This is a genomic window from Enterobacter sp. 168J2, assembly GCF_034107265.1.
GTDB lineage: Bacteria > Pseudomonadota > Gammaproteobacteria > Enterobacterales > Enterobacteriaceae > Enterobacter > Enterobacter nematophilus.
Genome location: NZ_JAWNEB010000003.1, coordinates 153,840 through 180,755 on the forward strand (window position 1 = coordinate 153,840; position 26,916 = coordinate 180,755).

A 26,916-nucleotide genomic window follows, 5' to 3' on the forward strand; every position below is an offset into this window, starting at 1 on the left:
AAGTAAAACTAAATAGTCTGACTCTGGTAAAATAATCGCCAAACCGGGCTGGAGGCGTCAGGCCAGCATATTCATCAAAAACGCAGGTGAAACGTGAAAAAGACCGCCATTCTCCCGCTTTACGAGGCACCGCGCTATGCGGAGCAGGTCACCGACTGGCTCTGGCAGGCCTTTGGCGAGGGGCTTGCGCGGGATTTTTTCCATAGCATCGTTGAGCACAGCCAGACGCCGGGTGCCCTGCCGCTGACCTTTATAGCCTTAGAGGATGAACGGCTTCTCGGGACGGTGGGACTCTGGCGCTGTGATTTGATTACCCGTCAGGATCTCTATCCGTGGCTGGCGGCGCTCTACGTTGATGACGCGGCGCGCGGTAAGGGGCTGGCAGGAGAGTTACAGCAGCATGTTATTCGCTTCGCCGCACGGGCCGGATACGATGAACTCCATCTCTGGTCTGCCTGCCGCGACTTCTATGAACGTTACGGCTGGCAGTATATTGGCGATGGGCTGGAGTATCCGGATAAAACCGTACACCTGTATCGCTATTCGCTCTGCGCGTCAGCGGGCGCTGCAACGGAGTGACGGCGCACTAGCGTTGGGCTGAAGAGGTGGGTAATCTCCGGCGGCTGGCGTTGTTCGGCCAGCGCCAGCGCCAGCTCTGCGGCCTGGGTGGCCATCGTGATGATGGGGTAGCGTACGGTAGTCAGGCGCGGGCGCACGTACCGGGAGACCAGGACATCGTCAAAGCCAATCAGCGAGATTTCCGCCGGCACCTCAATCCCGTTGTCATTCATGACGCCCATTGCCCCGGCGGCCATCGAATCGTTATAGCTGGCGACCGCGGTGAAATTTCGTCCGCGACCCAGCAGCTCCGTCATGGCCTGTTCGCCGCCGCTCTCATCCGGTTCACCGTAGGCCACCAGGCGGTCATTACACGGCAGACCGTTTTCGCGCAGGGCGTCGTAGTAGCCCTGCAGGCGGTCTTCCGCATCAGAAATGGGGTGATTGGAGCAGAGATAGCCAATCCGGGTATGGCCCTGTTGAATCAGATGACGGGTCGCAAGCCAGGCGCCGTAGCGGTCGTCGAGGGCTACACAGCGTTTTTCAAAGCCGGGGATAATACGGTTGATAATCACCATGCCGGGCATCTGCTTCATCAGGTGAATCAGCTCGGCATCCGGGATCATTTTGGCGTGAACCACCAGCGCCGCGCAGCGGTGGCGGATCAGCTGCTCGATGGCCTGGCGTTCTTTTTGTTCATTATGATAGCCATTGCCGATCAGTAAAAAATTACCCGTCTGATAGGAGACCTGTTCAACCGCTTTCACCATCGCCCCGAAAAAGGGGTCGGAAACGTCTCCCACCACCAGCCCAATGGTATCCGTTGACTGCTGGGCGAGCGCGCGGGCGTTGGCATTCGGATGGTAGTTCAGGGTTTCCATGGCGCTTTGTACCGCCTGGCGTGATGCGCCACTGGCTTTGGGTGAATCATTAATCACGCGAGAGACGGTGGCTACCGACACACCTGCCAGACGAGCCACATCCTTTATTGTCGCCATTTATAACCTTCTTATTTGGGGTAAGCGTTTACACACTAAATAGTGTTGCGGAAAAGTGACGTGCATTCAAGGGAAGCCGGTTTCCGCGCGCCACAAACGTGACGCAGACCAACCCTGATAGTGTAATCGTTACACGTCTGGTCATGTCAGAAGAATGTCAATCTGAACCTTTGGTTACACTTTGCCTCAGGCTGTTGCGATTGTCCGGTGGCGATGACGTTAAAGAGGTTGGTAGAGTCGAGATCCCAGAGGTATTGATAGGTGGAATCAACTCCGGTTGATTAACACGACTTACACCAGCCTGCGTTCTTACGCAGGTTTTTTTTTGCCTGAAAGTTCAACCTGTAACAGCAACAGAGAATATTCACACCTGGTTGCATTTCGGCTCATTCCCTTGCGTTTTCCTGCTGGCGAAGCGCAGGGTCAACAGCCACAATCAAGATCCCAGAGGTATTGATTGGTGAGAATTCTTAGTACGGTTTCGTACTCATCACTTGCACCAACCTGCGCGGATGCGCAGGTTTTTTTTTGCCTCCACTTTGCTGTCGCTCCCGTATCACTTCTCGTGTAATCTGCCACCATTTACTATCAACCCTTCATACTGGCTGGCAAAGGGAGTTGAGATGCTATTTGGGTTTTTCCGTACACTGTTCCGTATTCTCTTTCGCATCCACGTCACTGGCGATGCCCAGGCGCTTCGCGGCGAGCGCGTTCTCATCACACCCAATCATGTTTCCTTTATAGACGGCATCCTGCTTGCGCTGTTTCTGCCCGTGCGCCCGGTGTTTGCGGTCTATACCTCCATCAGCCAGCAGTGGTATATGCGCTGGCTCACGCCGCTGATTGATTTTGTGCCGCTTGACCCGACAAAGCCGATGATGATTAAACATCTGGTACGTCTGGTAGAGCAGGGGCGTCCGGTGGTCATTTTCCCGGAAGGGCGCATTTCAGTGACCGGTTCGCTGATGAAAATCTACGACGGCGCGGGTTTTGTCGCGGCGAAGTCAAAAGCGACCGTGGTGCCGCTGCGTATCGAAGGCGCAGAGTTAACCCATTTCAGCCGCCTGAAAGGGCTGGTGAAGCAGCGTCTGTTCCCCAAAATCACCCTGCATATTCTGCCGCCAACGTCGCTTCCGATGCCCGACGCGCCGCGCGCCCGCGATCGCCGTAAAATCGCCGGGGAAATGCTGCACCAGATTATGATGGAAGCGCGCATGGCCGTTCGTCCGCGGGAAACGCTGTATGAATCCCTGCTTTCGGCGCAGTATCGCTATGGTGCAAAGAAAAACTGTATTGAAGACATCAACTTTACCCCGGATACCTATCGCAAGCTGCTGACCAAGACGCTGTTTGTGGGCCGGATTCTGGAGAAGTACAGCAAGAAGGGCGAAAAGATCGGCCTGATGCTGCCAAACGCGGGCATCAGCGCGGCGGTGATTTTTGGTGCGGTTTCCCGTGGCCGTATACCGGCGATGATGAACTACACGGCGGGCGTGAAAGGGCTGACCAGCGCCATTACCGCCGCCCAAATCAATACCGTCTTTACCTCCCGACAGTTCCTGGACAAAGGCAAGCTGTGGCATCTGCCGGAACAGCTGACTCAGGTGCGCTGGGTCTTCCTGGAAGATCTGAAAGCGGACGTGACCACCGGCGACAAGCTGTGGATTTTTGCGCACCTGCTGATGCCGCATCTGGCGCAGGTCAAACAGCAGCCGGAAGATGACGCGATTATCCTTTTCACGTCGGGTTCGGAGGGCAACCCGAAAGGTGTGGTCCACAGCCACAAGAGTATTCTGGCGAACGTTGAGCAGATCAAAAGCATTGCCGACTTTACCGCGAATGACCGTTTTATGTCGGCGCTGCCGCTGTTCCACTCCTTTGGCCTGACGGTGGGGCTGTTCACGCCGCTGCTGACCGGGGCAGAAGTATTTCTCTATCCCAGCCCGCTCCACTACCGCATTGTGCCGGAGCTGGTGTATGACCGTAACTGCACCGTCCTGTTCGGGACCTCAACCTTCCTGGGTAACTATGCCCGTTTCGCCAATCCGTATGATTTCTTCCGCGTTCGGTACGTGGTGGCCGGTGCGGAAAAGCTGCAGGAGAGCACGCGTCAGATCTGGCAGGACAAGTTTGGCCTGCGCATTCTTGAAGGGTATGGCGTTACCGAGTGCGCGCCCGTTGTCTCGATCAACGTCCCTATGGCGGCGAAACCGGGTACGGTGGGCCGAATTCTGCCGGGGATGGATGCGCGCTTGCTGGCCGTGCCGGGCATTGAGGACGGAGGCCGCCTGCAGCTGAAAGGGCCGAACGTGATGAACGGTTACCTGCGCGTGGAAAACCCTGGCGTGCTGGAAGCGCCAACGGCGGAAAACGTCAACGGCGAGGTTGAAACCGGCTGGTACGACACCGGTGATATCGTCCGTTTCGACGAGCAGGGCTTTGTACAGATTCAGGGGCGCGCAAAACGCTTCGCCAAAATCGCCGGTGAGATGGTCTCTCTGGAAATGGTTGAACAGCTGGCGACGGCCGTCTCTGCAGATAAGATGCATGCGACGGTGGTGAAGAGTGATGCCAGCAAAGGTGAGGCGCTGGTTTTGTTTACCACCGACGGCGAGCTTAAGCGCGACAGGCTACTGAGCTATGCGCGTGAGCATGGTATTCCAGAGCTGGCGGTGCCGCGCGATATTCGCTTCCTGAAGCAGCTTCCGGTGCTGGGTAGCGGCAAGCCCGATTTTGTGACCCTGAAAGGCATGGTTGAAGAGGCGGAACCGCATAATGCGTGAGTCAGTACACACTAACACCTCGCTGCGTTCGAAAGGCATGATGGCGGTCATCGCCGCGCAGTTTCTCTCTGCGTTTGGTGATAACGCGCTGCTGTTTGCCACTCTGGCGCTGCTGAAAGCCGAATTTTACCCCGACTGGAGCCAGCCGATCCTGCAGATGGTGTTTGTGGGCGCTTACATTATCTTTGCCCCGTTTGTAGGGCAGGTGGCGGACAGCTTCCCCAAAGGCCGGGTGATGATGTTCGCCAACGGTCTCAAGCTGCTGGGTGCCGCCAGTATCTGCTTCGGCTTCAACCCGTTTATTGGCTACACGCTGGTGGGCATCGGCGCTGCCGCTTACTCCCCGGCGAAGTATGGCATCCTCGGGGAGCTAACCACGGGCGATAAGCTGGTGAAGGCCAACGGTCTGATGGAGTCGTCGACTATCGCTGCTATCCTCCTCGGCTCCGTCGCGGGTGGCGTACTGGCCGACTGGCATGTCCTGGCGGCACTGGGCGTATGTGCGGCGGTGTATGGAGGGGCAGTCGTGGCGAACCTGTTTATTCCTAAGCTGCCGGTGGCTCGCCCGGGGCAATCCTGGCGCTTTAAACCGATGACCGGCAGTTTCTTTAACGCGTGCCGCGTGCTGTGGCGTAACGGGGAAACGCGTTTCTCCCTGATGGGGACCAGTATGTTCTGGGGGGCAGGCGTCACGCTGCGCTTCCTGCTGGTCCTGTGGGTACCGGTAGCGCTGGGGATTACGGACAATGCGACGCCGACCTATCTTAATGCGATGGTGGCGATCGGCATTGTGGCTGGGGCAGGCGCGGCGGCGAAACTGGTGACGCTCGAGACGGTAGCACGCTGCATGCCAGCGGGGATCCTGATTGGCGTCGTGGTGCTTATTTTCTCGCTGCAACATGCGTTATTGCCCGCTTATGCCCTGCTGATCCTGATTGGTATTCTGGGTGGTTTCTTCGTGGTACCGCTGAATGCGTTACTCCAGGAGCGCGGCAAGCAGACCGTCGGGGCGGGGAATGCCATTGCGGTACAAAACCTCGGTGAAAACCTGGCCATGCTGTTAATGCTGGGGCTCTACTCGCTGGCGGTAAAAGTGGGTGTCCCGGTGGTGGCGATTGGCGTCGGATTTGGTGGACTGTTCGCGGCGGCGATTGCGGGGTTGTGGATCTGGCAGCGTCGTCGTTGATAAGTGCGGCCTGATGCCCTCATCCCAGCGGGAAAGGGAGCAAACCCTAAAAACGGCAACGTGCGTTGCCGTTTTGCTTTTATTACGGCGCAGGATAGGTATAAACCTGATGCACCGCTTCAATCTCCGCTAACACCTCTTCACTCAGGTTTAGATGGAAACTCTCAATGTTCGTTTTCAGCTGTTCCATGGTCGTCGCGCCAAGCAGGGTGCTGGCAACAAACGGCTGACGGCGCACGAAGGCCAGCGCCATCTGCGCCGGATCAAGGCCGTGGCGCTTCGCGATATCCACATAGGCTGCAACGGCTTTCTGCGTCTGCTCGCCGCTGTAGCGGGTAAAGCGGCTAAAGAGGGTATTACGCGCCCCGGCCGGTTTTGCACCGTTCAGGTATTTCCCCGTCAGGGTGCCAAAACCGAGGCATGAATAGGCGAGCAGTTCCACTTCCTCATATTGCGTCACTTCGGCCAGCCCCACCTCGTAGCTGCGGTTAAGCAGGCTGTACGGGTTCTGAATGGTGACGATACGCGGCAGATCGTGTTTATCCGCCAGGTGCAGATAACGCATCACCCCAAAGGCCGTTTCGTTGGACACGCCAATGTAGCGGATTTTTCCCGCACGCTGGCACTCCGTGAGCGCTTCCAGCGTTTCCAGAAGGGTAACGGCGGGGGCGCTCTCGTTCCAGCTGTAGCCCAGCTTGCCAAAACAGTTGGTTGGACGCTGAGGCCAGTGGACCTGGTACAGGTCGAGATAGTCGGTTTGCAGGCGCTTCAGGCTGGCGTCCAGCGCGGCGCGAATATTTTTGCGATCGAGGATCTGGTTTGGGCGGATCCCGGCATCGTTGTTTCGCGCGGGGCCACTCACTTTCGAGGCGATAACCAGCTTTTCACGGTTACCGCGTTTTGCCAGCCAGTTACCGACGTAGGTTTCGGTAAGTCCCTGCGTTTCAGGGCGTGGAGGCACAGGGTACATCTCTGCCACATCAATCAGGTTAATCCCCTGGCTGACGGCATAATCGAGTTGTGCATGGGCATCGGCTTCGCTGTTTTGTTCACCAAATGTCATCGTGCCCAACCCCAGTTGACTTATCTCCAGAGCGCTGTGGGGGATACGGTGATAATGCATAGCCGGCTTCCTTCAATAGACATGTAGACCGCGTCAGGAACCTCCCGACAAAGGAATATAAACATGGCAGAGGGGAAGCAAAAGGGGAAGAAAAAAATCAAAAAGGCCAGTAAGCCACTGACCTCTGACCGTTATCGCTCAATAATTTGCGAGACTTCGTCGCGATTGATCTGCATTTTATTGCCCGCCTGGTCGTGGTAGCTGACCAGACCGGTATCGTCGTCGACTTCAGGTTTGCCGTCGGTCAGGATCATCCGGCCATCTTTCGTCGCCATGACGTAATCGCTGCTGCAGCCCGATACGGCAAACGCCAACCCGACTGCTGAAATTAACACCGCCCATTTTTTCATCGTTATCGTCCTCATCTGGCTCGTATCAAATCATAGTGTAGTATTAACCCGTTATGGCAACAGGGTGAAGCGGTAAAATCTTAAAAACCAGGTGATTATGTTTGTGAGCTCGCAAAATAAGTAAAAAACTATGTTTTAAGTAAGAAATGACGAGCAAGCAAAGCGCCGGTGAAATTCTTTTTGAGATAAAAACCGCGCGGCAGCGTCAGTATGGGTTCGCCCATCGCGCCGATCGCCTCGGTAAGCGCTTTGCTGTTTGCCGCTTTCGGGCGCAGCTGTAACACTTCTCCGTGCCGGGCGGTAATTCGCTCGACCTGACCGAGCACAATCATGTCCATCAGCTCTTCCCAGTCCAGGCGCAGCTGATGCTCCTCTTCTTCATCCGGGCTCCAGAGCAGCGGCGCGCCAACGCGGCGTTCAGCCAGCGGGATCTGCCGTTCACCTTCAACCGGTACCCACAGCACGCGTTTCAGCTTATGGCGCACGTGGCTGGTTTCCCACGTCACGCCGGTATTGCCGGTTAAGGGCGCTACGCAGACAAAGGTGGTCTCCAGGGGCCGACCCTGACTGTCGATGGGGATGGTTTTTAACTCTACGCCAAGGGCAGCGAAATCTTGCTCTGGCTTGCTCCCGGCGCTGGCACCCAGCCACAGCTCCAGCAACATGCCGATCCAGCCCTTATCTCGCTTCAGATCCTTCGGGATCGGAAGCCCTGCCATCGCCGCCAGTTCGCCCAGCGAGAAGCCTGCCAGACGCTGAGCCTGCTGTAGCAGCTGGCTTTCGCTCGACGGCGGTGAGAGCAAGGGTGAAAGCGGATGCATGACGATAACCTTTTGATTAAAAAATAAACGAAGAAAGAGTCCCCTGTGGATAGAGTTTAACTTTTTCTGTACCAATATTCCATGTGCATGATTTATAGGTTTTTTTATGACTTTCCCACGGTTTCCTCAGAGACGAAAAACGGGTTGTTCAAATCTGGTCACTGACAATAAACAGGATCTTACACCATGTTATCCACAGAAAAGTGGGATAACTGGGCATAACCCTGACTACTGTTTCAATTTACAGCCTTGACGTGCGATGAAAATCCAAATTTCAAACAAATTGTGCCTAACTTATTGGCACAATCTGTGGATAAAACCGACGCTGTTCGATCTTTCATCAGCACGACGATCCCTGCTGTGACGATCGTCACGCTATTCTGCATTTTGTTTGCTGATATCAGTATAATATCATGAAAAATATAGATTTATATTTAAGGGGGGAAACAGTAGGGCAGAGGCCGTTTCAGGTTGTTCATCGGTAATCAGACACTTCTTCACAACTATATCCACAGAAAAGGTGAATAAAATTGCCCTCGTTACCGCACATCTGTTTATAACTCTGCACTTATTTGTGAGTTATTCAAATGTTATTAGGTTGCAGGCCTGTAAGAGAGTGGTTTACCGCCTCACTGTAGTGTGAAACAATCATTCATATATAAGGTTTAGTTTGGGGTAGTCCGGTGATTGATGACGATGGCTACCGCCCGAACGTAGGAATAGTAATTTGTAATCGTCAGGGCCAGGTCATGTGGGCCCGTCGATATGGTCAGCACTCCTGGCAGTTCCCGCAAGGCGGGATCAATCCGGGAGAGTCCCCAGAACAAGCGATGTACCGGGAGCTTTTTGAAGAGGTCGGTTTAAGCCGAAAAGATGTTCGCATCCTCGCTTCGACCCGCAACTGGTTGCGTTACAAGTTACCGAAACGTTTGGTGCGTTGGGACACAAAGCCGGTTTGTATCGGCCAGAAACAGAAGTGGTTTCTTCTGCAGTTGGTGGGCAACGATTCGGACATCAATATGCAAACCAGCAGTACGCCGGAGTTCGATGGCTGGCGCTGGGTGAGCTATTGGTATCCTGTTCGTCAGGTCGTGTCATTTAAGCGCGATGTTTACCGTAGGGTGATGAAAGAGTTTGCAAGTGTGGTGATGCAGCTTCAGGAGATCCCGCCTAAGCCGCAGAGCGCACCTGCCTGGCGACGTAAAAGAGGTTAAGCTACGCAAATCATGCTCACCCGCTTGCGAGAAATAGTCGAGAAGGTGGCCAGCGCTCCGCGTCTCAACGAGGCGCTGAATATTCTGGTCACTGACATCTGTCTTGCGATGGAGACCGAGGTCTGTTCGGTGTATCTGGCCGATCACGATCGGCGCTGCTATTACCTGATGGCGACTCGCGGTTTGAAAAAGCCGCGGGGACGCACCGTAACGCTCGCATTTGATGAAGGTATTGTCGGCCTGGTTGGGCGGCTGGCTGAACCTATCAACCTTGCCGACGCGCAAAAACACCCCAGCTTTAAATACATTCCTTCCGTAAAAGAAGAGCGCTTCCGCGCGTTTCTGGGTGTGCCGATTATTCAGCGTCGTCAGCTGCTCGGCGTGCTGGTCGTCCAGCAGCGCGAGCTGCGTCAGTATGATGAAAGCGAAGAGTCCTTCCTCGTCACGCTGGCGACACAGATGGCGGCGATCCTCTCTCAGTCTCAGCTTGCCGCGCTCTTCGGTCAGTATCGCCATACGCGCATTCGCGCCCTGCCGGCATCGCCAGGGGTGGCGATTGCAGAAGGCTGGATGGACGCCACGCTGCCGTTAATGGAGCAGGTCTACGAAGCCTCCACGCTTGATGAAGCGCTGGAGCGCGAGCGTCTTACCGCCGCGCTGGAAGAGGCGGCCAATGAGTTCCGTCGCTACAGCAAGCGCTTTGCCGCTGGTGCGCAAAAAGAGACGGCGGCCATTTTTGACCTCTACTCGCACCTGCTTTCCGACGCGCGTCTGCGCCGTGAACTTTTTGCCGAGGTTGATAAAGGCGCAGTCGCGGAGTGGGCGGTTAAAAAGGTCATCGAAAAATTTGCCGAACAGTTCGCGGCGCTGACCGACGGTTATCTGAAAGAGCGGGCTGGAGATCTCCGCGCGCTGGGACAGCGCCTGCTGTTCCACCTCGATGACACCATTCAGGGGCCAAATGCCTGGCCAAAACGGTTTGTGCTGGTTGCCGATGAACTTTCGGCAACCACGCTGGCCGAGCTGCCGCAGGACAGACTCGCCGGGGTTGTCGTACGCGATGGTGCAGCGAACTCCCATGCCGCCATTATGGTGCGCGCGCTCGGTATCCCTACCGTTATGGGGGCGGATATTCAGCCCTCGGTGCTGCACCGCCGCACGCTGGTGGTGGATGGTTACCGCGGTGAACTGCTGGTCGATCCTGAGCCGGTTCTGCTCCAGGAATATCAGCGTCTCATCAGCGAAGAGAATGAATTAAGCAAGCTGGCGGAAGATGACGTTAACCTGCCCGCGCAGCTGAAAAGCGGCGAGCGGATCAAAGTCATGCTCAATGCCGGCTTAAGCCCCGAGCACGAAGAGAAGCTTGGCAGCCGCATCGACGGTATTGGCTTATACCGCACTGAAATCCCTTTTATGCTCCAGAGCGGTTTCCCCTCCGAAGAGGAGCAGGTGGCGCAGTATCAGGGTATGTTGCAGATGTTCAACGACAAGCCTGTCACCCTGCGAACCCTGGATGTCGGGGCGGATAAACAGCTGCCGTATATGCCCATCAGCGAAGAGAACCCGTGTCTGGGCTGGCGCGGGATCCGCATTACGCTCGATCAGCCGGAGATCTTCCTGATCCAGGTGCGCGCGATGCTGCGCGCCAACGCCGCGACGGGCAATCTCAGCATCCTGTTGCCGATGGTCACCAGCATAGATGAAATCGACGAAGCGCGGCGCCTGATCGAACGTGCTGGTCGTGAAGTGGAAGAGATGATTGGCTATGCGATCCCGAAACCACGGATCGGCGTCATGCTCGAAGTGCCATCTATGGTCTTTATGCTGCCGCAGCTGGCAAACCGCGTTGATTTTATCTCTGTCGGTACCAACGACCTGACGCAATATATTCTGGCCGTCGACCGGAACAACACCCGCGTCGCCAGTATCTACGATAGCCTGCACCCGGCGATCATTCGCGCGCTGGCGATGATTGCCCGTGAGGCTGAACAGTACGGGATTGATCTACGCCTGTGCGGTGAAATGGCCGGAGACTCGATGTGCGTCGCGATCCTGATTGGTCTGGGGTACCGCCATCTGTCGATGAACGGCCGCGCTGTAGCGCGCGTGAAGTATTTGTTGCGTCATATAGACGTCAATGATGCCCGCGAGCTTGCCGAGCGCAGCCTTGACGCGCAGCTGGCAGCTGAGGTGCGTCACCAGGTCGCGGCATTTATGGAGCGGCGCGGTATGGGCGGCCTGATCCGCGGTGGTCGCTAAAGCCTTTCCCCTCACCCTAACCCTTTCCCCAAAGGGGAGAGGGGATGTTTCGCTGCTCGTATTAATTTGTGGGGATTCCTCAGTCCTGTGGGAGAGGGCCAGGGTGAGGGGACCTGCGCACAAAACCCTATACACATCTTTTACATCTCTGGCGCATCCTCCGCGCCCGCCTTATGCTATGATTCGCAACTTTGGAGCCTCTGCTTAAGGCAGAATCGCATTTCTACCGCTGTCCACTTTCAGCGGAATAACAACATCTTGTGGTGACAGATGAACGGTGGTTATCTGCATTTTCCGGAGTTTGATCCGGTCATTTTCTCAGTAGGACCTGTTTCGCTTCACTGGTACGGTCTGATGTACCTGGTGGGCTTCATTTTTGCCATGTGGCTCGCGGGCCGTCGCGCCAGCCGTCCTGGCAGCGGCTGGACCAAAAACGAAGTTGAAAACCTGCTTTACGCGGGCTTCCTCGGCGTGTTCCTCGGTGGCCGTATTGGGTATGTACTGTTCTATAACTTCCCGGTGTTCCTGAACGATCCCCTCTACCTGTTCCGCGTCTGGGACGGCGGCATGTCTTTCCACGGCGGCCTGATTGGGGTGATCCTGGTGATGGTGATTTTTGCCAAACGCACCAAACGCAACTTCTTCCAGGTGTCAGATTTTATCGCGCCGCTGATCCCGTTTGGTCTGGGAGCGGGTCGTCTGGGCAACTTTATTAACGGCGAGCTGTGGGGCCGCGTTGACCCAAGCGTACCGTACACGATGCTCTTCCCGGGCTCCCGCGCGGAAGATATCGCGCTGCTGCCGTCGCACCCGGAGTGGCAGTCCATTTTCGATACCTACGGCGTGCTGCCGCGTCATATGTCCCAGCTGTATGAGCTGGCGCTGGAAGGCGTGGTGCTGTTTATCATCCTGAACCTGTTTATTCGCAAGCCGCGCCCGATGGGAGCTGTTTCCGGGCTGTTCCTGATTGGCTATGGCGCGTTCCGCATCATCGTCGAATTCTTCCGCCAGCCGGATGCGCAGTTTACCGGCGAATGGGTACAGTACATCAGCATGGGGCAGATCCTCTCCATTCCGATGATTGTCGCGGGTGCCATTATGATGATTTGGGCGTATCGTCGTCGTCCACAGCAACAACTTTCCTGAGGAACCATGAAACAGTATCTTGAATTGATGAAAAAAGTGCTCGATGAGGGCACGCCGAAAAATGACCGTACCGGTACCGGTACGCTCTCCATTTTTGGCCACCAGATGCGCTTCAATCTGCAAGAAGGCTTCCCTCTGGTGACGACAAAGCGCTGCCACCTGCGCTCGATCATTCATGAACTGCTCTGGTTCCTGCAAGGCGATACCAACGTTGCGTATCTGCACGAAAATAACGTCTCTATCTGGGACGAATGGGCAGATGAAAACGGCAACCTGGGCCCGGTTTACGGCAAGCAGTGGCGCGCATGGCCAACGCCTGATGGCCGCCATATTGACCAGATCACCACCGTGATGAACCAGCTAAAAAACGATCCGGACTCGCGCCGTATCATCGTTTCTGCCTGGAACGTGGGTGAGCTGGATAAAATGGCGCTGGCTCCGTGCCACGCGTTCTTCCAGTTCTATGTGGCCGATGGCAAGCTCTCCTGCCAGCTCTACCAGCGCTCCTGTGACGTGTTCCTCGGCCTGCCGTTTAACATTGCCAGCTATGCGCTGTTAGTCCACATGATGGCGCAGCAGTGCGGCCTGGAAGTGGGTGATTTCGTCTGGACAGGTGGGGACACCCATCTTTACAGCAATCATATGGAACAGACGCATCTTCAGCTCACCCGCGAACCGCGCGCGCTGCCGAAGCTGGTTATCAAACGCAAACCGGAATCGATCTTCGATTACCGCTTTGATGATTTTGAGATTGAGGGCTACGACCCGCACCCTGGCATCAAAGCGCCCGTCGCTATCTGATGCGGTAAAGCGTGACACAACCGGTGCTATTTAGCGCCGGTTTTTTTTCGTCTTTATCCCGTTTTCCGGGGTGTTATCCAGAAAGCGTGCAACGCGCTGCAACACGCTCAATTCTTCGGATAACGCCTCGTAAAACCCTTATTCACCGCTCGCCACGCCCACGGCGAATCGCCACACTTCCCGCATGAAAAAAGAGAACGGCTTTACGCTTATCGAAACGCTGGTGGCTGTCTCGCTGGTTGTCATACTCAGCGCTTCAGGTCTGTACGGCTGGGAAAGCTGGCAGCGGCAGCAGCGGCTGTGGCAAACCGCCGGCCAGGTGCGCGACTATCTGGTGTTTCTGCGAAACGATGCCAACAGGTACAACCGCGACCATCACGTAACCCAGCTACGGGTTGGGGGACAGGAGTGTCTGGCGAGCGCTGCTGTACAAGGCTGTGAGAAGGGCAGCCCCTTTGTCCTGATTCCTCTCTGGCCTGAGGTCGCGGTGAGCGAGGTCACGCCGTCATTAGGGTTCTATGGGTTAAGGGATACGGCATGGGCAGGGCGAATAAGGGTTCAAAGCCGTGCCGGAGAATGGCTGATCATAGTCTCAGACGGAGGGCGCATCAGAATGTGTAAGGTCTCACAAGGAGGTTCATGTTGATGAGACAGCGCGGTTTTTCGCTGACTGAAGTTCTGATTGCCACGGCCATCAGTAGCCTGTTGTTGATTGGCGCATCACGCTTTCTACCCGGATTGCAGCGGGCGGTACTGCTGCAATCCGGCCAGAGAGAGCTGGAAGAAGAGGTCTGGCAGCGCCTGTTTGCTCTCGGCAAACAGCTTCAGCGTGCGGGTTACTGTGCGGGGAACTGCCAGGGGCAGGGGCTGGCGATCGCAAAGCAAGGCAGTTGCGTCATTGTTCGGTGGGATGCCAACAGTAACGGTCGCTGGGATCGCAGTGCATCAGAAAACGACAGCACCGGTTTTCGTCTGGAATCGGGCGCGCTGGAAACCCTTCGTGGGGCAACCACGTGTGAAGGTAAGGGATGGGAAAAGCTCACGGACCCGGACAGGCTTGCCATCGCGCATTTTGTGGTGAGGAAAGTAACACACGCCGGGTTTGCGCCGGAGCTGAATATCGAACTGTCCGCCCTGCGCAAAGGCGATCAAGGGGAGCCTTATCAGGCTATGTATACGGTCACGGGGTATAACCTGTGAACCGTCAACGCGGTATGTCTTCGCTGGCGCTGGTTCTGCTTTTACTGGTGCTTGGTACGCTGATCCTCACCGGCCTAAACCAGCAACTGACAACGTTCAGCGCGCTCGTTGGCGGTGAGAGTCGTTCGCTGCAGCAGCAGGCTTCTGTACAGTCAGCGCTTGAATGGGGCCGCGTTCAGAGTTGGTCACCCGGTCCTGAAGTCCAGTGCAAAAAGGCACCCGCGCGGCAAGTGTGTTTACGGCGGCTGAGTGAGACCACTGTTTTACTGATTGCCGGAGTCAACGACCTGCTGCTCTGGCGTTCAGGAGAGATCGTCGACGGTAAAATTCGCTTTTCTCCTCACGGCTGGAGTGATTTTTGCCCGCTAAAGGAGCGTTCGCTATGCCAACTGCCGTAAGCAAGGAAAAAGGATTTAGCATGGTAGAGGTTCTGCTGGCGATGCTGCTGCTGGTCATCATCGTCACGGCACTTGCCGGCTATCATCGGGCTCTGGCGGCGCGCTTTACGCTTTTTAACCAGTATCGCCAGCTCTGGCACCATGCCTGGAATCAGGCCCAGCTCTCAACAAATGTTCTGCCCGCAGGCTGGCAGGCCAGTCGGGTGCAGACAACGCACGCAGGATGTGTCAGCATCACGGTTACACTTATTTCTCCTCTGGGGCGACGCGGTGAGATAACGCGTCTGCATTGCCCGGTTAGCCAGTAGTCGGGAGCGTCTATGTTAAGGGTCTACCACTCAAATCGTCTGGATGTGCTGGAAGCGCTGATGGAATTTATCGTTGAGAACAAACGGCTCGACGATCCTTTTGAGCCTGAAATGGTGCTGGTGCAGAGCACCGGTATGGCACAGTGGCTGCAAATGTCGCTTTCTCGTAAGTTTGGCATTGCCGCGAATATTGATTTCCCGCTGCCCGCGAGCTTTATCTGGGAGATGTTTGTTCGCGTGTTGCCGGATATTCCCGAGCAGAGCGCCTTCAACAAGCAGGGCATGAGCTGGAAGCTGATGGCGCTGCTGCCGGAGATGCTGCAGCACGATGAATTCGCCATGCTGCGCCACTACCTCATTGACGATACCGATAAGCGCAAGCTGTTCCAGCTGGCGTCGCGCACCGCCGATCTCTACGACCAATACCTTGTTTACCGTTCTGACTGGTTAATTCGCTGGGAAGCGGGCGAACTGGTTGAAGGGCTACCGGAGGCGCAAATATGGCAGGCACCGCTGTGGAAAGCGCTGGTAGAGCATACTGAGAAACTTGGGCAGCCTAAGTGGCACCGTGCCAACCTGTACGATCGGTTTATCTCGATACTCGAGAATGCGTCGGCGCGTCCAGCCCGGCTGCCGTCACGCGTTTTTATCTGTGGGATATCCGCATTACCGCCTGTTTATCTGAAGGCGTTGAATGCGCTGGGTAAACATATTGATATCCATATTTTGTTCACCAACCCTTGCCGACAGTATTGGGGGGATATCCTCGACGAACGCTGGCTTGCGCGGCTGGTGACTCGCCAGCGAAAGCGCCTTTTTGAAGAACGATCCGTCCCGCTGTTTAAAGACGGCTCGACTGCCGGGCAGCTTTTTGATGAAGACGGCATCCAGAACCTGCCTAATCCACTGCTTGCCTCATGGGGGAAGCTGGGGCGTGATTACATTCACATGCTCTCCGATATTACGTCATCAGGCGAAGGTGACGTTGACGCCTTTGTCGAGATCGCCCCGGATAGCCTGCTGCATAATATTCAGTTAGATATTCTGGATCTGGAAAACCGCGCCGTCATGGGCGTGACGGCGAAAGAGTTTGAGCGCAGCGACAGCAAGCGGAAGCTGGACGCTGAAGATCGCAGTATCACAGTCCATGTCTGCCATAGCCCGCAGCGTGAGGTCGAAGTGCTTCACGATCGGCTGCTGGCGATGCTGCAGGACGACCCTGAACTGACGCCGCGCGATATCGTGGTGATGGTGGCGGACATCGACAGCTACAGCCCCTTTATTCAGGCCGTCTTCGGCAGTGCGACGGGTGAGCGATACCTGCCTTACGCCATCTCTGACCGTCGTGCCCGTCAGTCGCACCCGGCATTGCAGGCATTTGTTACCCTGCTTTCACTGCCGGATAGCCGGTTTATCTCCGAAGATGTTCTGGCGTTACTGGATGTTCCCGTGCTGGCTGCACGCTTCAACATCAATGAAGAAGGGCTGCGCTACCTTCGCCAGTGGGTAAACGAATCAGGCGTTCGCTGGGGCATCGATGACGATAACGTCCAGGAGTTCGAGCTTCCCCCAACCGGGCAGCATACCTGGCGGTTTGGCCTGACGCGTATGCTGCTGGGCTACGCTATGGAGAGCAGCCAGGGCGAGTGGAACGACGTGCTGCCTTACGATGAGTCCAGCGGTTTGATTGCTGAACTGGTAGGGCATTTAGCTTCTCTGCTGATGCAGCTTAACCGCTGGCGCCGTGAGCTAATGCAGCCGCGTCCGCTTGAAGAGTGGCTCCCGGTTTGCAGGGCGTTACTTAATGATTTCTTCCTGCCAGACAGTGACACCGAAGCAGCGATGGCGCTCATTGAAACGCAGTGGCAGGCTATCGTCGACGAGGGCGTGAATTCCCACTATCACGAGGCGATTCCTTTGTCGCTGCTGAGAGATGAGCTGACGCAGCGCCTTGACCAGGAGCGAATCAGCCAGCGTTTCCTGGCTGGCCCCATCAATATCTGCACCCTGATGCCAATGCGCTCAATTCCCTTTAAAGTGGTCTGTCTGCTTGGCATGAACGACGGGGTTTATCCTCGGGCCCTGGCACCGCTGGGGTTCGATTTGATGAGCGCAGATCCAAAGCGGGGTGACCGTAGCCGTCGTGATGATGACCGCTATCTCTTCCTTGAAGCGCTCATCTCCGCTCAAAGTAAGCTCTATATCAGCTATATCGGCCGCTCCATTCAGGACAACAGCGAGCGCTTCCCCTCCGTTCTGGTGCAGGAGCTGGTGGACTATATCGGCCAGAGCCACTATCTGGCTGGCGATGAAGCGCTTAACTGCGATGAAAGCGAGCAGCGGGTGAAGGCGCACATTACCTGTATCCACAGCCGCATGCCGTTTGACCCGGTAAACTATATTGTCAGCGAACAGCAGAGCTATGCCCGCGAATGGCTGCCGGCAGCGAAAAAAGAGGGGCGTGCCCATACGGATTTCATTCAGCCGCTTGACCCGCTGCCTATTAACACCCTGACTTTTGAACAGCTTCAGCGGTTTTGGGCGCATCCGGTGCGCGCCTTCTTCCAGCAGCGATTGCAGGTCAACTTCCGTTCTGAAGAGAGCGAAATTCCCGATGCAGAACCCTTTACCCTGGAAGGGCTGGAGCGCTATCAGCTCAACCTCCAGCTGCTGAATGCGCTGGTTGAAGAGGAAGATGCTGACAAACTTTACCGCCGCTACCGTGCCGCAGGGCAACTGCCTTATGGTGCCTTTGGGGAAATCGTCTGGGAGGCGCAGTGCCAGGAGATGACCGCTCTGGCGGAGCGAGTAAGGGAGCACCGCCAGCCCGGACAAAGCATCGAAATCGATCTCAGCTGCAATGGTATACAGCTCACGGGCTGGCTAACCCAGGTTCAGCCGGATGGGCTACTGCGCTGGCGGCCTTCTCTGCTCAGCGTTTCACAAGGATTGCAACTCTGGCTGGAACATCTTGTCTACAGTGCGGGTGGGAATAAAGGCGAAAGCCGGATCTTTGTGCGCAAAGAGGGCGAGTGGCGCTTCCCACCCATGGAGGCAGAACAGGCGTTACGCTATCTGTCTTTGTACATTGAGGGCTATCTTCAGGGAATGAACAAACCCCTCCTGTTACTGCCCGAAAGCGGCGGTGCGTGGATAAAAGCCTGTTATGACGCGCAGAATGATGCGATGTTAACGGATGAGGCTTCGCTGCAGAAAGCGCGCAGTAAATTTATGCAGGCCTATGAAGGAAACATGATGGTGCGCGGTGAAGGTGAGGATGTCTGGTATCAACGTTTATGGCGAACGCTTGAGCCAGAATACTTCGAGGCTATTACGGAAGAGGCACAGCGCTACCTGTTACCGTTGTTTAAATTTAATCAGTCCTGAGCGCTGTATAAAAATTGCGCAGTATGGGGTGTTCATTTATGATGCACTTCTTATCACGGACTGATGTACCTAAATAAAGAGATGTTGGCGTGTCCAGCACGCAGTTTGTTAATGATGAAGCCGTGATAAAGAGGTCGTAATGCCAGGCAGCACCTTGTTCAAAGCGTTTGTTTTGTTTGTCGCCCTTTGGGCTCCCGTCACTCAGGCAGGCTCCGGTTGGCAACCCGTTCAGGAAACTATCCGTAAGAGCGAAAAAGATACCCGCCAGTATCAGGCTATCCGCCTTGATAACGGTATGACCGTGCTGCTGGTTTCCGATCCGCAGGCGGTGAAATCCCTCTCGGCGTTAGTAGTGCCGGTTGGATCGCTGGAAGATCCTGAGGCGCATCCGGGGCTGGCGCATTACCTCGAACATATGACGCTGATGGGTTCTAAAAAATATCCGCAGCCGGATAGCCTCTCTGAATTCCTGAAAATGCACGGCGGCAGCCACAATGCCAGCACGGCACCGTATCGCACGGCCTTTTATCTCGAAGTCGAAAATGACGCGCTGGCAGGGGCGGTTGATCGTCTTGCCGATGCTATCGCCGCGCCGCTGCTGGATAAAAAATACGCCGACCGCGAGCGCAATGCTGTCAATGCGGAGCTGACCATGGCCCGTACCCGGGACGGTATGCGCATGGCGCAGGTCAGCGCCGAGACCATCAACCCGGCGCATCCGGGGTCACGTTTCTCGGGCGGTAACCTGGAGACGCTGAGCGATAAACCGGGAAGCCCGGTCATTGACGCCCTGCATGCGTTTCGCGACAAATACTACTCTGCCAACCTGATGAAGGCGGTTATCTACAGCAACAAACCGTTGCCGGAGCTTGCCGGTCTGGCGGCACAAACGTTTGGCCGGGTGCCGAATAAAAATATCGACCTGCCGAAGATAGACGTACCGGTTGTCACGGACGCGCAAAAAGGGATCGTCATCCACTACGTCCCTGCCATGCCCCGCAAAGTGCTGCGCGTTGAGTTCCGCATTGATAACAACACCGCACAGTTTCGCAGCAAAACCGACGAGCTGGTAACCTACCTGATTGGTAACCGCAGCCCGGGAACCTTATCTGACTGGCTGCAAAAACAGGGGCTGGTGGAAGGGATCCGCGCCGATTCCGATCCCGTGGTAAACGGCAATAGCGGCGTGCTGGCGATCTCCGCCACCCTGACCGACAAAGGTCAAGCCAACCGTGATGAAGTGGTGGCGGCTATCTTTAGCTACCTCTCTTTACTGCGCGAGAAAGGCGTCGATAAGCGCTATTTTGATGAACTGGCGCACGTGCTGGATCTCGATTTCCGTTACCCGTCCATTACCCGCGATATGGATTACGTCGAGTGGCTGGCGGATACCATGATCCGCGTGCCGGTGGCGCACACGCTTGACGCGGTCAATATTGCCGATCGTTATGATGCCGAGGCGGTAAAAGCGCGCCTGGCGATGATGACGCCGCAGAATGCCCGCATCTGGTACATCAGCCCGAACGAACCGCATAACAAGACGGCGTACTTTGTTGATGCCCCTTATCAGGTAGACAAAATCAGCGACCAGACCTTCGCCGACTGGCAGAAGAAGGCCGGTGAGATTGCGTTGAAGCTGCCGGAGCTGAACCCCTATATCCCGGATGATTTCTCGCTGATCAAAACGACTAAAGATTACCCACATCCGGAGCTCATTATTGATGAGCCGACGCTGCGCGTGGTGTATACCCCAAGCCGTTATTTCGCGAGCGAGCCAAAGGCCGATGTCAGCGTGGTCCTGCGTAACCCTAAAGCGATGAACAGCGCCAAAAATCAGGTAATGTTCGCGCTCAATGACTATCTGGCCGGTATCGCGCTCGATCAGCTCAGCAACCAGGCGGCCGTGGGTGGCATCAGCTTCTCCACCAACGCCAACAACGGTTTGATGCTTAATGCAAATGGCTATACCCAGCGTTTGCCTCAGCTTTTCAAGGCGCTGCTGGAGGGCTACTTTAGCTACACGCCAACGGAAGAGCAGCTTGAGCAGGCTAAATCCTGGTATGCGCAGATGATGGATTCCGCGGAGAAGGGCAAAGCTTACGATCAGGCGCTTATGCCGGCGCAAATGCTGTCGCAAATACCTTATTTCCAGCGTGAAGAACGCCGTGCCTTGCTGCCATCAATCTCATTAAAAGAGGTGCTGGCTTACCGTGACGCGCTGAAAACCAACACGCGCCCGGAGTTTCTTATCGTCGGCAACATGAGCGAAGAACAGGCCAAAACGCTGGCAGAAAATGTCCGCACGCAGCTTGGTTCGAAAGGCGACGAGTGGTGCCGCAACCAGGACGTGCTGGTTGAGAAAAAACAGAATGTGATTTTTGAAAAGGCGGGAAGCAGCACCGATTCCGCGCTGGCCGCGGTGTTTGTGCCAACGGGCTATGATGAATTCGCCAGCTCTGCGCAGAGCGCCGTTCTGGGACAGATTATTCAGCCGTGGTTCTATAACCAACTCCGCACAGAAGAGCAGCTTGGCTACGCGGTGTTTGCCTTCTCGATGAACGTAGGCCGTCAGTGGGGGCTGGGCTTCCTGCTGCAAAGCAGCGACAAACAGCCGGCCTATCTCTGGCAGCGCTATCAGGCGTTCTTCCCCCAGGTGGAAGCAAAACTGCGGGCCATGAAGCCGGAAGAGTTTGCTCAGATCCAGCAGGCCGTCATCGCGCAGGTGATGCAGCCGCCGCAGACGCTGGGCGAAGAGGCGTCGCAGCTGAGCAAAGATTTCGATCGCGGTAATCTGAAATTTGATTCGCGTGATAAAGTAGTGGCCGAGATAAAACAGCTGACGCCGCAGAAGGCTGCCGATTTCTTCCATCAGGCCGTGATTAAGCCGCAGGGCATCACTATCCTGTCTCAGGTTTCCGGTAGCCAGAACGGGAAAACGGACTACGTTAACCCGAAAGGCTGGAAAGTCTGGAAGAGCGTCAGCGCGCTGCAGCAATCTATGCCCTGGAGTAAGAAAGAATGACCGATACCGCTGAGTCCCTTGATCCCTTACGTTTACCTCTGCAGGGTGAACGATTGATTGAAGCCTCAGCGGGAACCGGAAAAACCTTCACCATCGCCGCGCTCTATCTGCGTCTGCTGTTAGGGCTTGGCGGTAACGCCGCTTTTCCACGTCCTTTGAGCGTGGAAGAGCTGCTGGTGGTCACCTTTACCGAGGCCGCCACCGCTGAGCTGCGCGGCCGTATTCGGACCAATATCCACGAACTGCGCATCGCCTGTCTGCGCCAGAGCACGGATAATCCTCTCTACGCGAGCCTTCTGGAAGAGATTGCCGATAAGCAACAGGCAGCCCAGTGGCTGCTCCTCGCGGAAAGGCAGATGGACGAAGCGTCCGTCTTCACCATTCACGGTTTTTGCCAGCGCATGCTGAGCCTGAACGCGTTTGAATCCGGCATGCTGTTTGAACAACAGCTCATTGAAGATGAATCCGTGCTTCGCTATCAGGCCTGCGCGGATTTCTGGCGTCGCCACTGCTATCCGTTACAGCGAGATATTGCCGAAGCGGTACACGCATTGTGGAAGGGGCCCGAAGCGCTGCTGCGCGCTATCGATCGTTATCTTCAGGGGGAAGCGCCGGTCATCAAATCTCCACCGCCAGCGGATGAAACCCTGGCCTCACGCCATGAAAAAATCATCGCGAAAATTGCCGACATCAAGCAAAAATGGATTGAATCTGTCGGTGAGATTGACGCGATCATTGAGAACTCCGGGATCGACCGACGTAAGTTCAATCGCGGCAACCAGGGCAAATGGATCGAGAAGATCAGCGCGTGGGCGCAGGAAGAGACGCGCGGTTACCAGCTCCCGGACGCGCTGGAGAAATTCTCCCGGCGTTTCCTGGTTGAGCGGACCAAAGCCGACGGCATCGTGCCTGAACATCCGCTGTTTGTGGCGATTGAAACCCTGCTGGCGGAGCCTCTGACGCTCAACGATCTGATGATCACTCGCGCCATGACGGAGATTCGCGACGCTGTCGCGCGCGAAAAGCGCCGCCGGGGCGAGCTGGGGTTCGACGATATGCTGAGCCGACTTGATGCGGCGCTGTGCAGTGAAAATGGCGAAGCGCTTGCCGCCGCGATTCGCACCCGCTTTCCGGTTGCGATGATTGACGAATTTCAGGATACCGACCCTCAGCAGTACCGCATTTTCCGCCGTATCTGGCGCCAGCAGCCCGGCACCGCGCTGTTGTTAATCGGCGATCCTAAACAGGCCATTTACGCCTTCCGCGGTGCGGATATTTTCACCTACATGAAAGCCCGGGGCGAGGTCGACGCGCACTACACGCTCGACACCAACTGGCGCTCGTCTCCCGGCATGGTGGAAAGCGTTAATGCGCTCTTCAGCCGCATGGATACGGCGTTTATGTTCCGGGAGATCCCATTCCAGCCGGTCAAGTTCGCCCTGAAAAATACCGCGCTGCGCTTCGAGTTTAATGGCGAAACTCAGCCAGCCATGAACTTCTGGCTGCTGGACGGGGAAGGCTGGGGCGTCGCGGACTATCAAAATGCGATGGCCCAGCACTGTGCGGCGCAAATTCGGGACTGGCTCAGCGCAGGCGCGCGCGGTGATGCGCTGCTGTGGAAGGAGGATAAACCAGCCCCGGTAAAGGCATCCGATATTACGGTGCTGGTGCGCAGCCGTCAGGAGGCCGCGCTTATCCGCGATTCCCTGACGCTACTGAATATACCGTCCGTTTACCTCTCCAACCGCGACAGCGTTTTTGAAACGCTGGAAGCCCTTGAGATGCTATGGCTGCTTCAGGCCGTGCTGGCCCCGGAGCGTGAAAGCACGCTGCGCAGCGCCTTAGCGAGCGCGATGCTCGGGCTGAACGCGCGTGACATTGATGCGCTCAACAATGACGAAGCCGCGTGGGATGCCGTGGTAGAAGAGTTTGTTCGCTACCGTGAAAAATGGCAGAAGCGCGGCGTGATGGCGATGGTGCGCGAGCTCATGGCACAGCGTCACATTGCGGAGAACATGCTCGCGACAGCGGGCGGTGAACGTCGGCTGACCGATATTTTGCACATCAGCGAGCTGCTCCAGGAGGCGGGTACGCAGCTGGAGAGCGAGCATGCTCTGGTGCGCTGGCTGGCCCAGCAGATTGCCGACCCGAACAGCAATTCCTCAAGCCAGCAGATGCGCCTCGAGAGCGATAAACATCTGGTTCAGATCGTCACCATTCACAAGTCGAAAGGCCTGGAGTATCCGCTGGTCTGGCTGCCGTTTATCGCCAATTATCGCGTGCAGGACCAGGCTTTTTACCACGATCGCGAGTCGTTCGAAGCGGTACTCGATCTCAGCAACGCGGAGTCCAGCGTCGAGCTGGCCGAAGCCGAGCGTCTCGCGGAAGACCTGCGCCTGCTTTATGTGGCGCTGACCCGTTCGGTCTGGCACTGTTCCCTCGGCGTCGCGCCGCTGTTCCGTCGCCGTGGCGAAAAGAGCGGAGAGAGTGATTTTCATCTGAGCGCGCTGGGGCGGCTTATTCAGCGCGGCGAACCTAAAGATGCCGCAGGGCTGCGCCAGTGCATCGAATCACTTTGCTCAGAGCATGTTGCCCTGCATATTCCATCCCAGCCCGACAGCCGCCGCTGGCAGACGCCGGAGCAGGGAGAGTCAGCCCTGCATGCCCGCGAGGTGGCTCGCACAATCGCTGACGACTGGCGCGTCACCAGTTACTCCGGTTTACAGCAGCATGGACAGAGTATTGCGCAGGATCTGATGCCAAAACTGGACGTGGATGCCGCAGGGGCCGGGAGCGTGCCCGTCGAGCCGGTGCTCACGCCGCATCAGTTCCCGCGCGGCGCCTCACCGGGCACGTTTTTGCACAGCCTCTTTGAAGAGCTGGATTTTACCCAGCCGGTATCAGAAGAGTGGGTGCTGAAGATGTTACAGAGCGGCGGCTACGACGCACAGTGGCAGCCGGTTCTCACTGAATGGATCGGCGCTGTTTTGCACGCGCCGCTCACGGCGCAGGGGATCTCGCTGAGCCAGCTGACCGCCAAAGATAAGCAGGTGGAGATGGAGTTTTATCTTCCCATCGCCAGCCCGCTCAGGGCCGAGGCGCTTGATGCGCTGATCCGCGAGTACGATCCGTTATCCGCCGGGTGCCCGCCGCTGAATTTCCGCCAGGTGCAGGGGATGCTGAAAGGCTTTATCGACCTGGTTTTCCGCCACGAAGGGCGCTACTACCTGCTGGATTACAAATCGAACTGGCTGGGGGCAAACAGCGAAGCCTATACCCGGCAGGCGATGGCCTCAGCGATGCAAATGCATCGCTACGATCTGCAGTATCAGCTCTACACCCTGGCGCTGCACCGTTACCTGCGCCATCGCATGGCCGATTATCGCTATGAAGACCATTTTGGCGGCGTCATTTACCTGTTCCTGCGCGGCGTGGATGCTAACGACCCGCGTTCGGGTATCTTCAGCACCCGTCCGGCTGCGGAGTTGATTGAAAAGATGGATAACCTGTTTGCTGCAAGCACGGAGGAGGTGGCATGACGATGCAGGCGCTACTGCTGGACGCGGTTGAACAACAAGTACTGCGCCACCTGGACGTGCAGTTTGCCATGATGGTGGCGGGCGAAGAGCCTGCCGTTATGCTTGCCGCCGCGATCCTGAGTAAAGATGCGGGAGAGGGGCATGTCTGTCTCCCGCTTTCACGTCTGGTGGTGGATGAGAAAATGCCTCCGGCTCTGCAGGCGTGTTTCGCGCTGCTGGGTGATGCAGTGGACTGGCAGGACATATTACTTCGCTCGCCTGCCGTCAGCGGCGCCGATACCGGGACGCCAATGATTTTGACGGGCGAGCGTTTGTATCTGAACCGGCTGTGGCGTAACGAACTGACGGTGGCGCGCTTTTTCAGCGAGACCAATGCTCCGCTCCCGTGCGATGAAGCACTGATCCGGCAAACGCTGGATACGCTGTTTACCTCTGACGACGCGACAGACTGGCAGAAAGTGGCGGCAGCGGTGGCGTTAACGCGGCGGATATCGGTGATTTCTGGCGGTCCGGGTACCGGTAAAACGACCACCGTGGCAAAGCTGCTTGCCGCGCTGATTCAGTTATCGGGTGAACAAAAGTGTCGTATTCGCCTGGCGGCACCCACCGGTAAAGCGGCTGCACGTCTGACGGAGTCGTTAGGCGGGGCGCTGCAAAAACTGCCGCTTAGCGGGGATCAGCTTGCGCTTTTCCCTAACGAGGCCAGTACGCTGCACCGCTTGCTTGGCGCACAGCCGGGTAGCCAGCGTCTGCGCTACCATGCCGGTAACCCGCTGCATCTGGACGTGCTGGTAGTGGATGAAGCGTCGATGATTGACCTGACGATGATGTCGCGGTTGATTGATGCGTTACCGCCGCACGCGCGCGTCATTTTCCTCGGCGACCGCGATCAGCTAGCCTCCGTGGAGGCCGGGGCCGTGCTGGGCGATATTTGCACCTATGCCAGCCTGGGGTATACCGCTGAACGCGCCGAGGAGCTGGCGCGCCTGACCGGATGTTCGCTCGCGGCTGAAAATCATTTACTTGCGGGGGCGCTGCGCGACAGCCTGTGTTTGCTGCAAAAAAGCTACCGTTTTGGCAGCGACTCCGGCATTGGCCAGCTTGCGGCGGCGGTGAACCGGGGCGACCGCCACACCACCTGTGCGGTATTTGACGGTACCTTCACCGATATTGAGAAAAAATCGCTGCAAACCGGGGAAGAGTATCAGGCGATGCTCGATGACGCCCTGCTGGGGTATCAACATTTTCTGACGTGCGTACAGCAGCAAAGCACGCCGGAGCAGGTTATTGCCGCGTTTGGCGAATACCAGCTGCTCTGCGCGCTGAGGGAAGGACCCTTTGGCGTCAGCGGCCTGAACGACAGGCTGGAACAGCTGCTGGCGCAAAAGCGTAAAATCAACCGTACTCCGCACTCGCGCTGGTATGAAGGCCGGCCGGTGATGATCTCCCGCAACGACAGCGCGCTGGGGTTGTTTAACGGGGATATTGGGATTGCGCTCGATCGCGGACAGGGGCTCCGCGTCTGGTTCCAGATGCCGGACGGGAGCGTGAAGTCTTTCCAGCCCAGCCGTTTGCCCGAGCATGAAACCGCCTGGGCGATGACCGTGCATAAATCCCAGGGCTCTGAGTTTAACCATGCGGCGCTGATCCTGCCCACACAGCTTTCCCCCGTCGTTACCCGCGAGCTGATCTATACCGCCATTACGCGCGCGCGTCAGCGTCTGTCGCTCTATACCGATGAGCGGGTGCTGGTGCAGGCGATTGCCACCCGCACGGAACGCAGAAGCGGGCTGAGCGCGATATTTGAGTCTCTTTGAACGAAA

At 56.6% G+C, this 26,916-nt stretch carries 19 protein-coding genes and 1 pseudogene; 15 read left to right on the top strand and 5 right to left on the bottom strand.

Annotated elements, in window-relative coordinates; translation table 11 throughout:
• The first annotated feature begins 93 nt into the window (after nucleotides 1–93).
• Nucleotides 94–579 (top strand): GNAT family N-acetyltransferase, encoded by a 486-nt coding sequence (locus tag USG84_RS11320; protein WP_151412379.1) that lies wholly within the window; start codon nucleotides 94–96, stop codon nucleotides 577–579.
• On the opposite strand, the gene galR is transcribed toward USG84_RS11320, so the two are convergent.
• Nucleotides 540–1,556 carry an HTH-type transcriptional regulator GalR gene (gene galR, locus USG84_RS11325; protein ID WP_253543225.1) on the bottom strand — a complete coding sequence of 339 codons (1,017 nt, stop codon included), beginning with the start codon at nucleotides 1,554–1,556 and terminating at the stop codon, nucleotides 540–542. The genes USG84_RS11320 and galR overlap by 40 nt on opposite strands.
• Before the next feature lie 623 nt (nucleotides 1,557–2,179).
• Here galR and aas point away from each other — a divergent pair.
• Nucleotides 2,180–4,339 carry a bifunctional acyl-ACP--phospholipid O-acyltransferase/long-chain-fatty-acid--ACP ligase gene (gene aas / locus USG84_RS11330; RefSeq protein ID WP_253543224.1) on the top strand — a complete coding sequence of 720 codons (2,160 nt, stop codon included), beginning with the start codon at nucleotides 2,180–2,182 and terminating at the stop codon, nucleotides 4,337–4,339.
• Nucleotides 4,332–5,525 carry a lysophospholipid transporter LplT gene (lplT, locus tag USG84_RS11335; protein ID WP_061097200.1) on the top strand — a complete coding sequence of 398 codons (1,194 nt, stop codon included), beginning with the start codon at nucleotides 4,332–4,334 and terminating at the stop codon, nucleotides 5,523–5,525. Before aas ends, lplT begins: the two co-directional genes overlap by 8 nt.
• 82 nt (nucleotides 5,526–5,607) lie before the next feature.
• Here the strand turns inward: lplT and USG84_RS11340 are convergent, their stop codons facing one another.
• From USG84_RS11340 to USG84_RS24060, 4 genes and pseudogenes are all read right to left on the bottom strand, one after another.
• Nucleotides 5,608–6,648 (bottom strand): NADP(H)-dependent aldo-keto reductase, encoded by a 1,041-nt coding sequence (locus USG84_RS11340; RefSeq protein WP_028014287.1) that lies wholly within the window; start codon nucleotides 6,646–6,648, stop codon nucleotides 5,608–5,610.
• Nucleotides 6,649–6,779: 131 nt separating this feature from the next.
• On the bottom strand, nucleotides 6,780–6,998 hold the full coding sequence (locus USG84_RS11345) for a YgdI/YgdR family lipoprotein (protein WP_014885085.1): 219 nt from the start codon (nucleotides 6,996–6,998) through the stop codon (nucleotides 6,780–6,782).
• A gap of 128 nt (nucleotides 6,999–7,126) precedes the next feature.
• Entirely contained in the window at nucleotides 7,127–7,819 is a 693-nt protein-coding gene (gene mutH / locus USG84_RS11350; protein WP_151412380.1) for a DNA mismatch repair endonuclease MutH, read from the bottom strand.
• An 88-nt stretch (nucleotides 7,820–7,907) separates the two neighbouring features.
• Nucleotides 7,908–8,060 (bottom strand): annotated as a pseudogene (locus USG84_RS24060) (hypothetical protein); the annotation flags it as partial.
• A 442-nt stretch (nucleotides 8,061–8,502) separates the two neighbouring features.
• On the opposite strand from USG84_RS24060, the gene rppH reads away from it, so the two are divergent.
• The 12 genes from rppH (at nucleotide 8,503) to recD (ending at nucleotide 26,910) form a co-directional block, all read left to right on the top strand.
• Nucleotides 8,503–9,033 (top strand): RNA pyrophosphohydrolase, encoded by a 531-nt coding sequence (gene rppH, locus USG84_RS11360; RefSeq protein ID WP_013098553.1) that lies wholly within the window; start codon nucleotides 8,503–8,505, stop codon nucleotides 9,031–9,033.
• Nucleotides 9,034–9,045: 12 nt separating this feature from the next.
• Complete coding sequence (gene ptsP, locus USG84_RS11365) at nucleotides 9,046–11,292, top strand: phosphoenolpyruvate--protein phosphotransferase (RefSeq protein WP_061097203.1); 2,247 nt, start codon at nucleotides 9,046–9,048, stop codon at nucleotides 11,290–11,292.
• Nucleotides 11,293–11,562: 270 nt separating this feature from the next.
• Nucleotides 11,563–12,438 carry a prolipoprotein diacylglyceryl transferase gene (lgt, locus tag USG84_RS11370; RefSeq protein ID WP_253543223.1) on the top strand — a complete coding sequence of 292 codons (876 nt, stop codon included), beginning with the start codon at nucleotides 11,563–11,565 and terminating at the stop codon, nucleotides 12,436–12,438.
• A 6-nt stretch (nucleotides 12,439–12,444) separates the two neighbouring features.
• Nucleotides 12,445–13,239 (top strand): thymidylate synthase, encoded by a 795-nt coding sequence (thyA, locus tag USG84_RS11375; RefSeq protein ID WP_253543222.1) that lies wholly within the window; start codon nucleotides 12,445–12,447, stop codon nucleotides 13,237–13,239.
• Nucleotides 13,240–13,423: 184 nt separating this feature from the next.
• Nucleotides 13,424–13,885, top strand: a complete 462-nt coding sequence (locus USG84_RS11380) for a prepilin peptidase-dependent protein (protein WP_151412381.1) — start codon at nucleotides 13,424–13,426, stop codon at nucleotides 13,883–13,885.
• Complete coding sequence (locus tag USG84_RS11385) at nucleotides 13,879–14,439, top strand: prepilin peptidase-dependent protein (protein WP_253543221.1); 561 nt, start codon at nucleotides 13,879–13,881, stop codon at nucleotides 14,437–14,439. The genes USG84_RS11380 and USG84_RS11385 overlap by 7 nt, the downstream gene beginning before the upstream one ends.
• Entirely contained in the window at nucleotides 14,436–14,837 is a 402-nt protein-coding gene (locus USG84_RS11390) for a DUF2509 family protein (protein ID WP_061097207.1), read from the top strand. Before USG84_RS11385 ends, USG84_RS11390 begins: the two co-directional genes overlap by 4 nt.
• Nucleotides 14,822–15,145 (top strand): prepilin-type N-terminal cleavage/methylation domain-containing protein, encoded by a 324-nt coding sequence (locus USG84_RS11395; RefSeq protein WP_151412382.1) that lies wholly within the window; start codon nucleotides 14,822–14,824, stop codon nucleotides 15,143–15,145. The genes USG84_RS11390 and USG84_RS11395 overlap by 16 nt, the downstream gene beginning before the upstream one ends.
• A gap of 12 nt (nucleotides 15,146–15,157) precedes the next feature.
• A complete protein-coding gene (recC, locus tag USG84_RS11400; RefSeq protein ID WP_320738270.1) occupies nucleotides 15,158–18,532 on the top strand; it encodes an exodeoxyribonuclease V subunit gamma in 3,375 nt (1,124 codons plus the stop codon).
• Nucleotides 18,533–18,671: 139 nt separating this feature from the next.
• Nucleotides 18,672–21,554: a pitrilysin gene (ptrA, locus tag USG84_RS11405; protein ID WP_151412383.1), complete on the top strand. Its 2,883-nt coding sequence runs from the start codon at nucleotides 18,672–18,674 to the stop codon at nucleotides 21,552–21,554.
• On the top strand, nucleotides 21,551–25,093 hold the full coding sequence (gene recB, locus USG84_RS11410; protein ID WP_320738271.1) for an exodeoxyribonuclease V subunit beta: 3,543 nt from the start codon (nucleotides 21,551–21,553) through the stop codon (nucleotides 25,091–25,093). Before ptrA ends, recB begins: the two co-directional genes overlap by 4 nt.
• On the top strand, nucleotides 25,090–26,910 hold the full coding sequence (gene recD / locus USG84_RS11415; protein ID WP_151412384.1) for an exodeoxyribonuclease V subunit alpha: 1,821 nt from the start codon (nucleotides 25,090–25,092) through the stop codon (nucleotides 26,908–26,910). The genes recB and recD overlap by 4 nt, the downstream gene beginning before the upstream one ends.
• Nucleotides 26,911–26,916: the final 6 nt, after the last annotated feature.

Coding starts and splice junctions, on each gene's coding strand:
- galR (WP_253543225.1), bottom strand. CDS start 1,556: ATGGCGACAATAAAGGATGTGGCTCGTCTGGCAGGTGTGTCGGTAGCC.
- aas (WP_253543224.1), top strand. CDS start 2,180: ATGCTATTTGGGTTTTTCCGTACACTGTTCCGTATTCTCTTTCGCATC.
- lplT (WP_061097200.1), top strand. CDS start 4,332: ATGCGTGAGTCAGTACACACTAACACCTCGCTGCGTTCGAAAGGCATG.
- USG84_RS11340 (WP_028014287.1), bottom strand. CDS start 6,648: ATGCATTATCACCGTATCCCCCACAGCGCTCTGGAGATAAGTCAACTG.
- USG84_RS11345 (WP_014885085.1), bottom strand. CDS start 6,998: ATGAAAAAATGGGCGGTGTTAATTTCAGCAGTCGGGTTGGCGTTTGCC.
- mutH (WP_151412380.1), bottom strand. CDS start 7,819: ATGCATCCGCTTTCACCCTTGCTCTCACCGCCGTCGAGCGAAAGCCAG.
- ptsP (WP_061097203.1), top strand. CDS start 9,046: ATGCTCACCCGCTTGCGAGAAATAGTCGAGAAGGTGGCCAGCGCTCCG.
- lgt (WP_253543223.1), top strand. CDS start 11,563: ATGAACGGTGGTTATCTGCATTTTCCGGAGTTTGATCCGGTCATTTTC.
- thyA (WP_253543222.1), top strand. CDS start 12,445: ATGAAACAGTATCTTGAATTGATGAAAAAAGTGCTCGATGAGGGCACG.
- USG84_RS11380 (WP_151412381.1), top strand. CDS start 13,424: ATGAAAAAAGAGAACGGCTTTACGCTTATCGAAACGCTGGTGGCTGTC.
- USG84_RS11385 (WP_253543221.1), top strand. CDS start 13,879: ATGTTGATGAGACAGCGCGGTTTTTCGCTGACTGAAGTTCTGATTGCC.
- USG84_RS11395 (WP_151412382.1), top strand. CDS start 14,822: ATGCCAACTGCCGTAAGCAAGGAAAAAGGATTTAGCATGGTAGAGGTT.
- recC (WP_320738270.1), top strand. CDS start 15,158: ATGTTAAGGGTCTACCACTCAAATCGTCTGGATGTGCTGGAAGCGCTG.
- ptrA (WP_151412383.1), top strand. CDS start 18,672: ATGCCAGGCAGCACCTTGTTCAAAGCGTTTGTTTTGTTTGTCGCCCTT.
- recB (WP_320738271.1), top strand. CDS start 21,551: ATGACCGATACCGCTGAGTCCCTTGATCCCTTACGTTTACCTCTGCAG.
- recD (WP_151412384.1), top strand. CDS start 25,090: ATGACGATGCAGGCGCTACTGCTGGACGCGGTTGAACAACAAGTACTG.